Genomic DNA, 9,146 nt, shown 5'->3' with positions numbered 1-9,146 from the left:
GGATCAACCGTCAGAACCGGCGGCGCCTCGGGCGGCGGTGCGAAAGATGCGGTCGGGGCGGCGGCCAGGGCGCCCGTCGCGTCCAGACCCACGTCCAGCGCATCCGTGGCCAGACCGTTTTTCTGGGCGCAGGCCGCCAGGGTCGCCAAACCCACGAACTGACCATTGACGAAGCAACGCAGCTCACGCGTCGGCTCCAGCGACGGCGCCTCGGCCAGATCGACGGTCAGGCCGCCGCGCGATGCAGGCGGCGCCTCGGGCGTCTTGTCGCCTCCGCCCGTAAAGATCAGAGCCAGCACAACGGCGGCGAGAATCACCACCGCCGCACCGATGGCGATGATGACGCGGTTGTCTTTCGGAAGGGCCATAGGGGGCTTTCGCGTTTGGGGCGTTCAATAACCCCGAGGGGGCGCCGGGCGTCAACCGCCAACCGGCGGCGCCGATCCCTTCTAGGCCAACAGACGGTTCAGCGCCGCCTGATAACTGGCCTGCTGCGCCTGCTGGTAGGCGGTCGACGAGCCTTTGCCCGTCATGGTGTTGTTCGTGGACGTCTGCGGCCCCAGCGACCGGTAGGCCGAACGCACGATGGTCATGGCCGACGCCAGACTGTCGATAGCCGCCTTGATGCTGGCCGGATCATTCAGGTTCAGCGTGTTGGACAGGTTCAGACCATAGGTCTTGGCCGACTTATCACCCGTCTTGCCGACAAAGCCCGGCGTCAGACCAAGCGCCGCCAGGGCGTCCTTGCCCGCCGCCCCCGCCGAGATCACGGCTCCATCCTTATTGTCCGCCGCAACGATCTGCAGCCGCTGCACCGGCGGGTTCACCTTGGAATCGGTGATGACCGTCACCTTCAATTGGCGGTTCGAGGCGTTGGTGATCTTCTTGGCTAGGGAATCCAGCGTGTCCTTGTCATCGATGGTCACCGTCACCGCACGCCCGCCGCCCGCAGGCGTAATGGTGAACTGGTCCCCTGCCCGCGCCGAGGTCGCCACGGTCAGCAGCTTTGATTCGGACTGCATGACCTCGCCCTGCGGCAGGCCCAGCCGGTCCAGCACGCTGGCGCCGCCAGAGACGATGCTGATGGTGGTCGGCGCCGCCTGATCATTATCGCCACGCCAGGTCTGATTGTACTCAACCGCGCCCGTCTCCAGGTCCAGCCGCGCCAGATAACCCTTTGTCGGATCAGTCTTGCCGGCGCCCGCGTCGCGGTGCGTGCCGGTGATCCAGATCTTGCCGTCCTTGACCACGACGTCGGCAGCAGTGTCGTTTCCGTCGCTGCCGAAATAGGTCAGCCGGTCATCGCCAGAGGCCTGAAGATCCAGCGAAAGCGTGGCGACAAACACATCCGTTCCGCCTGCGTGGGCGTTGGTGACCGTGCCGATGTCCAGCGCCGGATTATCCGTCTGCCCCGCCAGCACGACCTTGCCGTTCTCGACGGCGATGCCCGAAATCTGACCATTGGCTCGCCCCAGATCGCGCGTATTGGCCAGGGTCGGCACACCTGCGGCGTCGAGGGTGAACTGACGCACGACGATGCGTCCGCTCTCAACCCCGGCGGTGTAGATGTTCGAGCCGGACGTGGTCATGGCCTGGACGGAATCATCGCCCGCCGTACCGAACTGCAGCGTCGACAGGCTGACGCCGGTGACCGGCCCGATAACCGAGGTCTTCTGCTCCTTGAAGGTCTGAAGATAGGAATCCCATCCCCCGATCGCCGCCGCACCCGGCATGGCCGACTGGGACCGACCTGCGACATAGACCACGCCGTCCGGGCCGAAGCTGACCTGGGTGGCTTCGTCGGCGGCCTTGGCCCCGCGACGCTGGGTCCACATCTCCTTGCCGGTGCTGTCGAACACGGTGACGAAGCTGTCGGCAGTCTTGGGAGAGTCGCCGCTCTTGCCCGGCTCCAGCGCGCCGATGACCGAGCCGGCCACCGCCACACGCCCGTCGTCCGCCACGGCGATGGAATAGCCATTGGCCGATGAGGCCGCCCCCAGAAGACTGGTCTGCAGCAGATTGCCTGCCGAATCGAACTTCATCAGGGCCACGTCGCGCGCGCCCTTGATCGGCTGGTTGGTTCCGCCCGACGTCAGGTCCGCCACAACCCACAGCGATCCGTCAGGACCGACAGCGCTGGCGCGGATGGCGTCCACGCCTGCGGGAAGATTGGTCTGCCCGATGCGCCCTTCGACCCAGAAAGACCCATTCACGCCAGGCTGGGCCTCCGGGGCGTCGCCGCCGTCGGCCTGGAACTTCAACAACTGGGCGGATTTATTCGTGCCGACGCCTTGAGTCACATAGACGGCGTCCGACGTGTCCACGGCCTGGAAGCTGACCGTCTCGCCCGTGCCGCCCCGCACCTTCAGCGCCCACTGGTCAGGCCCCGCCGGCAGGGTGATGCTCTTGTCGCCCGCCTTGATGACTTTCGGCTGGGCCGGGATCAGCTCGCGCGCCATGCGGGTCTGAACCCCGGCGTCACTGAGCTGAGTATTGATGTAGTCGACGACGTTTTCCATCGTCCTGGGCGTGTCGCCCATCTGGGACAGGTCGATGGCGATGGCGCGAGACACGGACCCGTTCTTCACCGTCACCGAGAACCGCACATCGCCCTCGAACGCCTTGACCGGATCGCTCAACGCCCCGTCGTGGATGGGCGGGGTCACATAGGTGGTGGGGTCTTTTTCAATCGCGGCCCCGGTCTTCACTGTCGTCTGCGAAACACCTTGGACCAGACGCACGTCTGAAAACGCCGCCGTCGACATATAGGTCGACAACTCGGTCAGTCCTTCGGAGAAGCGTCGGGAAAGCTGATCGGCTTCCAGACCCGTCAGCCCCTTGGTGTTGGCGCGGTCAGCCAGGGCGCTGAGGCTGTTCAGACCCTGATACAGGGCGAACAGTTTGCGGTAGTCCGCCGACGCCCCGGCCATATCGACGTTGACGGCGGATTCGTTGATCAGACGACGCCCGGCCAGGGCGGCGCGCATGGAGGAGGCCTGCTCGCACAGGTGCGCGTGCTGTGTTTTGGGCTTGGGCAGAGCGGGCCCGCCGGACGAATAGGGATTCGTCGCGCCGTACAGGCCTAGCAGATAGCTGTTGTTGATCATCGCACGGCTCCGCTTTTCTACAGTGCCGCACCGCCTGATAACGAACCCTTAAGCGGGAACCTTACCCCTTGAACAGTGACAGGATGATCTGCGGCGCCTGGTTGGCGATCGACAGCGCCTGAACGCCCAGCTGCTGCTGGACCTGCAGGGCCTGCAAGCGGGCGCTTTCCTTGGGCAGGTCCGCGTCCACCAGATTGCCGATGCCGATTTCCAGCGCGTCGGACAGCTTGCTGACATAGGTGGTGTGGCGTTCGATCTGCTTGGCCTGCGCGCCCAACTCAGCCAGGCTGGCCGAACTGGTGGCGATCGCCGCATTGATCGCCGTCAGGGCCGTATCGGCCTTGGCCTTGTCAAGCAGATCAGGGCCCGGCGTTCCGCCCAGTCCCAGACCGGTCAGGCTCATGTCCTGACGCTTCATGGCGATGGTTTCAGCGCCATCTGCGCTGGCCAGGAAGTTGATCGGAGCGTTGTCCACACCGTTCAGAATGTTCACGCCGTCGAACACGGCGTTATCCGCAAACGACTTGATCGACTTCAGCAGCGCCTGGAACTCATCGTTGTAGGAGGTGCGCATCGCCAGGGTGGCGCTTTCGTCTGCGGCAGCCGTGGCTTTCTGCTTCAGCTCGATCAGCAGGTCGGAAATCTGCTGCCCCGCCGCCAGCGACACGTCAGCGATCGAGGTCGCGCGCTTCAGGCTGGTGGTGACGGCTTCCAGCGAACCCTTGTCGGCCCGTTGGCCCTGGGCCACAGCCCATACGGCGGCATTGTCCTTGGCGCCCTGAACTTTCAGGCCCGTATTCACCCGGCTCTGCGTCGCCGCCAACTGGTCGTTGGTGCGGTTCAGGTTCTGCAGGGCGATCAACGCCGAGGTATTGGTGTGGACGCTGGTGGTCATGGCTTCGAGCCCCGGACTTCTGTTAGCTTCAGCATTAACCATGAGTCGTGACCATATGGTTAATGGTCCGGAAACCATGATCGCGCCCCCGGCAAGCCGGCGGCGTTTTTGAAGAACAGACAGGCCTCCCCGCAGGCCCGGTTTCAGGCCCTCCTAGGCCTTGGTGTCGACCAGCTTTCCGCCTCGATAGACCGGATCGCTGATCAGCTTTTCAACCTCTTCACGCGGAAGTTGACGCACCACCTCGCCCGTCACGCGGTCCAGGACCTTGTAGACGAAATGATTGCCGCCCAGAGCCTCTATGGTCAGGCGATACCGACCGGCGTCATGGTTGTCGTTCCGCGCCTCAGTGGGCCGCATGGCCGGTTCAGCGGGCACAGGCGGCGTTAGACGTGGCGGTACGCTCGTTACACTTGCAGCATTGTCTGTCATGGCTCCCGGCGCGGACGGATCCACGCTCCTCTACAAGGCCAAAACGAGCGACTGGGACGGCCACGCGGACCGCCCCAGCCTTTCGTCTTAGCGGAACAGGCCGAGCAGGATCGAGCTCGAAGAGTTGGCGATCGACAGCGCCTGCACACCCAGCTGTTGCTTGGTTTGCAGAGCAGTCAGACGAGCGCTTTCCTTGGCCAGATCGGCGTCGACCAGATTGCCGATGCCGGTTTCCAGCGAGTCCTGCAGCTTGTTGACGAAGGTCATCTGACGATCCAGCGACTTCGACTTGGTGCCGAGATCGGCAAGGGTCGAAGCAAAGCTGCTGATGGCCCTGTCGACATTGGCTGCAGTCCGGTCGGCCGTATTGGCAAAGTCGTACGCAGCTAGTGCGGGCGGGCCCGTAACAGCTGCGCCTTTCGTGGGATCGGTAGCGGTCGCGGTGACCGCTTTCAGATCGAACTTGCCGCCAGAGGTGTTCGTGGTCACCTGGATCGCCGCCGTATTGGCGTCGAACAGATTGACGCCGTCGAACTTGGCGCCGCCGAGAGCCGAACCGATTTCCTTGACGATAGCGGTGAAGTCAGCGTTCAGCTTGTTGGCCGTGTCGCTGCCTGTCGCCGCATCCTGAATGGCGACGGCAAGGCCTTTCAGTTCGTTCAACGCGCTGGTCACCGTGTCGCCAGCCGCCAGAGCGACGTCGACGATGGATTGACCGCGTTGCAGCGACTGACGCACCGAGTCCTGGGCGCCCATTTCTGCACGCTGAGACGTAGCGATGGCGAAGATCGCGCCATTGTCCTTGGCCGAGGAGACCTTCAGGCCGGTGTTGACCCGGTTCTGCGTGGTTTCCAGCGCCTTGTTCGTGGCGTTCAAGGTTTGCAGGGCGACGAGAGCCCCGCCGTTCGTATTGATGCTGTTAGCCATTTTGGCTGTCCTTTTCACTTCGTGAGGGCCAACGGCGTTTTGCCGATGGGAGCATTTTGCTCAGGGAGAGGTGATCGGACGGGGCTCTCGCCCCGTCCCCGGTGTTAGCGGAACAGGCTCAGCAGGATGGAGCTGGACGAGTTGGCGATCGACAGCGCCTGCACACCCAGCTGTTGCTTGGTTTGCAGAGCAGTCAGGCGAGCGCTTTCCTTGGCCAGGTCGGCGTCAACCAGGTTGCCAATGCCGGTTTCCAGCGAGTCCTGCAGCTTGCCGACGAAGGTTGCCTGACGATCCAGCGACTTCGACTTGGTGCCCAGATCAGCAAGCGTCGAAGCAAAGCTGTTGATGGCCGTGTCGACATTGGCTGCCGTGTAGGCGGTCTTCTTGGCGCTGTCGGCCGCGGCAGTCGTCCAAACACCGGCAGCTGAGGCGCCACCGAACACTAAGCCTGCACTTGTCGCAGCCACAGCAGCGGATCCAGTAGCATCGCCCTTCAGAAAGAACTTACCGCCAGACGTGTTGGTCGTCACAGAAACACCGGCAGTGCCAGCCGCGATAGCGTCAAATAGGTTGACGCCGTCGAACTTCGCACCGTTGAGAGCCGAGTGAATTTCTTTCACAACGGCCTCAAAGTCTGCGACCAGCTTCTTACCGTTCTCGCTGAAGCCCGTAGCGCCGTCACCGGCGTCGTCTTGAATCGCTACAGCAAGACCCTTCAGTTCTTTCAATGCGCTGGTCACCGTGTCGCCAGCTGCCAGAGCGACGTCGACGATGGATTGACCGCGTTGCAGCGACTGACGCACCGCGTCCTGGGCGCCCATTTCTGCACGCTGGGACGTGGCGATGGCGAAGATCGCGCCATTGTCCTTGGCCGAGGACACCTTCAGACCGGTGTTGACCCGGTTCTGCGTGGTTTCCAGCGCCTTGTTCGTGGCGTTCAAGGTTTGCAGGGCGACGAGAGCCCCACCGTTCGTATTGATGCTATTAGCCATTTTGGCTGTCCTTTTTCACTTCGTGAGGGCCAACGGCGTTTTGCCGAAGGGAGCATTTTGCTCGGTCGGGTCGGAAGAATATTCCGAGCCGATAGCCTGGACCTTAAGCGTGTCCAAATCGTTGTTCTGCGTGGTTAATCGTCGATAAACCTCCTTTACGGGCCGGCAGAATCTGCCGACCCGTGCCGCACGCGATAGATTTTCAAGAAGAAGTCGGCAAAACCGACCCAGCCGTCAGCTGCGGAACAGGCTCAGCAGGATCTGGCTGGACGAGTTGGCGATCGACAGAGCCTGCACGCCCAGTTGCTGCTTGGTTTGCAGAGCGGTCAGGCGAGCGCTTTCCTTGGCCAGGTCGGCGTCAACCAGGTTGCCAATGCCGGTCTCCATCGAGTCCTGCAGCTTGTTGACGAAGGTCAGTTGACGATCCAGCGACTTCGACTTGGTGCCCAGATCCGCCAGAGTGGACGAGAAGGACGTGATGGCAGCCTCGACATTGGCCACCGAATAGTCAGTCAGCGCCGAGGGAGTAGCGCCGGTCGTGGCGTTCGCCTTGGCGGCCCATGCGCCGGTGGCCTGATTGAAGGTTCCCGCCGCGCCAGCGGTTCCTGCGGCCGTGCCGAAGGCCAGGCCGTCAGCCCCGGCAGCGTCAGCAGCCAGCTTCAGGGTGAAGGTGTTGTTAGCCGCAGCCGTATTGGTTGTGACTTTCAGGTCGGTCGTCTGCTTCTTGAAGACGTTGCCGCCATCGAAGTTGGCGTTGCCCAGCGCCGAGTGGATTTCCTTCACGATGGCTTCAAAGTCCGCCACCAGTTTCTTGCCGCTGTCGCCCAGCCCCGTGACGGTGACTCCATCGGCGGCATACGTCTTGGGGGCGTCAGCCAGGGCGACCGCGATCCCCTTCAGTTCGTTCAGCGCAGTCGTCACCGTGTCACCCGCCGCCAGACCGACGTCGAGGATGGATTGGCCGCGTTGCATTGACTGGCGCACCGCATCCTGAGCACCCATTTCGGCGCGCTGAGCAGTGGCGATGGCGAAGATGGCGCCGTTGTCCTTGGCCGAGGAAACCTTCAGGCCAGTATTGACGCGCGTTTGTGTGACCTCGAGCGCCTTGTTGGTGGCGTTCAGGTTCTGCAAGGCGATGAGAGCGCCAGCGTTCACGTTGATGCTGTTAGCCATTTTGGCTGTCCTTTTTTCACTTCTGTGTTGGTTCGACGCCGTTTTGGCGGTCGAGAGCATTTTGCTCCGCACTCTCTAGAGCAAGGACGAGGCCAGTCCGGCACGGCACCTGCATGTCGCATCGGCACTGATTTTACTGGATATTTTTGAATACCCAGCCGCTCAACCCGGCACTTCCCGCCCGGCATGGGCAGAAAGTGCCGAGTCGTTTTTGCCGCTAAGCTTGATCTGCCAGATCAGCGGCCCGTCACCGACGCTGACTTGCCGTTTGCATTCCGCTCGGCCTCCAGCGTCTCGATGGCCAGACGACGCGCGCCGTCACAGGCGACAATCTGGGCGCCGCGCTCGACATAGGCGGCCTCCAGATCGCCCAGCGTAGGCTCAGACGGCAGGGCCGCCAGGGCGCAAGGCCGCCTCGCGACTTCCGGCAGGACCAATCGCACTGGCGCAACCATCGAGATCGGGGGCGAGGCGGCACAGTTCGCGGTCATGGCCGCGCAGACGCTCAGCGCGATGGGCGTCCAGAGGGATTTCGGCATCGTCGGCGCTCCTGGCCTGTTCGACGACGGCTGCGGTCGCCCGTCCCGTCGCCGTCTGTTGTTGATGAAACTGGTCGAGGCGGCGGGCCTGTTGGACAGCCGCAGCGGATTCCAGCCTGCGCGCCTCCGCCTCCAGACGCCCGACCTCAGCCTGCGCCTGCGCTGTCTCCAGTCGTCGCTGCGTCTGATTGAACGGATCCCAGCGAAACCCCAGCCCGCCCAGCAAAAGCAGTCCGACACCCAGCACGCCTGCCGCCACGGCCATCCACCCCAGCGGCGTCAGCAATCGGAACATCCTCATGGGAACACCCTCCGATCCAGTTCGAAATGCGGACCGTCGCGCAGGCTGGTCCAGTCGCCGCCCCAGACGATGGGGGTCTTCAGATCAGCCGCCGCCGACTTGAACGCCTCGGCGATCCGGCCATACAGCGGCCAGTCCCAACGCACCTGTCCATCAATCAGGGCCGCCACATCGACGGCATGGCCGGTCAGGTGGCGCGACTTCTGGGTGCGGCTGGCGCCCGCCTTGACCAGCGCCGCCTGACGTTCGGGCGTCCGCAATCCCTCCGTCACCATGAAGTCGATGGGGGAACGCGTCAGCGCCGCCTCCACCACCACGACCAGCGCCGGATGCACGCCCTGCAAGCGTGCGCGTGACCGGGTCGAGAGCCGAAAACTCATGGCCGCCCTCCCCCCAGCCGCAGCCGGGCGTTGGCGATCAGGGCGACCAGTTGCTGAGCCGTGGGCGCAACCAGATACAGAACCAGGATCAGGGCCAGCAGCCCCATCAGGCCATCCGCCACCTGGGGCAGGTTCTCAGGCTGTGTTCGCCCCACGGCCCGCATCAGCAGGGCCCACAGCCCTGCACTGACCAGAAAGGCGTACAGCCGCCGATACAGCCACCGCCCCTCCGCCAGGGGCGGCGCCTCATGTGATTTTCTCATCCCTCATCCTCCTCATTCATGCCATCCACGGGATGACGACCGTCCCAGCCGCTCTGGGCGCGCCAGTCGTCATCAGACAGGCTGTCGGGAACCTCCCAGGCCTCCTCCTCCAGGACTTCGATCGGGCGCATCAGCAT

The 9,146-nt window shown here is 63.6% G+C and carries 10 protein-coding genes and 1 pseudogene; all 11 read right to left on the bottom strand.

What is annotated here, in order from left to right; genetic code table 11:
- Positions 1 to 368: pseudogene (locus QZ281_RS10125) on the bottom strand (hypothetical protein); the annotation flags it as partial.
- Between the two features lie 81 nt (positions 369 to 449).
- Positions 450 to 3,107: a transcriptional regulator gene (locus tag QZ281_RS10120; RefSeq protein WP_292227919.1), complete on the bottom strand. Its 2,658-nt coding sequence runs from the start codon at positions 3,105 to 3,107 to the stop codon at positions 450 to 452.
- A gap of 61 nt (positions 3,108 to 3,168) precedes the next feature.
- Positions 3,169 to 4,002 (bottom strand): flagellin, encoded by an 834-nt coding sequence (locus QZ281_RS10115; protein WP_292227916.1) that lies wholly within the window; start codon positions 4,000 to 4,002, stop codon positions 3,169 to 3,171.
- Positions 4,003 to 4,155: 153 nt separating this feature from the next.
- Complete coding sequence (locus QZ281_RS10110) at positions 4,156 to 4,362, bottom strand: hypothetical protein (protein ID WP_292227914.1); 207 nt, start codon at positions 4,360 to 4,362, stop codon at positions 4,156 to 4,158.
- Between the two features lie 159 nt (positions 4,363 to 4,521).
- On the bottom strand, positions 4,522 to 5,361 hold the full coding sequence (locus tag QZ281_RS10105) for a flagellin (RefSeq protein WP_292227911.1): 840 nt from the start codon (positions 5,359 to 5,361) through the stop codon (positions 4,522 to 4,524).
- Between the two features lie 104 nt (positions 5,362 to 5,465).
- Positions 5,466 to 6,353, bottom strand: a complete 888-nt coding sequence (locus QZ281_RS10100; protein ID WP_292227909.1) for a flagellin — start codon at positions 6,351 to 6,353, stop codon at positions 5,466 to 5,468.
- Positions 6,354 to 6,587: 234 nt separating this feature from the next.
- Entirely contained in the window at positions 6,588 to 7,526 is a 939-nt protein-coding gene (locus QZ281_RS10095) for a flagellin (protein ID WP_292227907.1), read from the bottom strand.
- 236 nt (positions 7,527 to 7,762) lie between these two features.
- On the bottom strand, positions 7,763 to 7,969 hold the full coding sequence (locus tag QZ281_RS10090) for a hypothetical protein (RefSeq protein WP_292227905.1): 207 nt from the start codon (positions 7,967 to 7,969) through the stop codon (positions 7,763 to 7,765).
- Positions 7,908 to 8,366: a hypothetical protein gene (locus QZ281_RS10085; protein ID WP_292227902.1), complete on the bottom strand. Its 459-nt coding sequence runs from the start codon at positions 8,364 to 8,366 to the stop codon at positions 7,908 to 7,910. The genes QZ281_RS10090 and QZ281_RS10085 overlap by 62 nt, the downstream gene beginning before the upstream one ends.
- A complete protein-coding gene (locus QZ281_RS10080; RefSeq protein ID WP_292227899.1) occupies positions 8,363 to 8,746 on the bottom strand; it encodes a M15 family metallopeptidase in 384 nt (127 codons plus the stop codon). Before QZ281_RS10080 ends, QZ281_RS10085 begins: the two co-directional genes overlap by 4 nt.
- The gene (locus tag QZ281_RS10075; RefSeq protein WP_292227898.1) at positions 8,743 to 9,009 is read right to left on the bottom strand and encodes a hypothetical protein; all 267 of its coding nucleotides are present in this window, start codon (positions 9,007 to 9,009) and stop codon (positions 8,743 to 8,745) included. The genes QZ281_RS10080 and QZ281_RS10075 overlap by 4 nt, the downstream gene beginning before the upstream one ends.
- Positions 9,010 to 9,146 lie beyond the last annotated feature (137 nt).

The sequence above is a fragment of the Brevundimonas sp. genome, from assembly GCF_018608325.1.
In the GTDB taxonomy this organism is placed as follows: domain Bacteria; phylum Pseudomonadota; class Alphaproteobacteria; order Caulobacterales; family Caulobacteraceae; genus Brevundimonas.
Note: the sequence above shows the minus strand (reverse complement) of the source record. Positions and strands in the feature narration are given on the sequence as shown.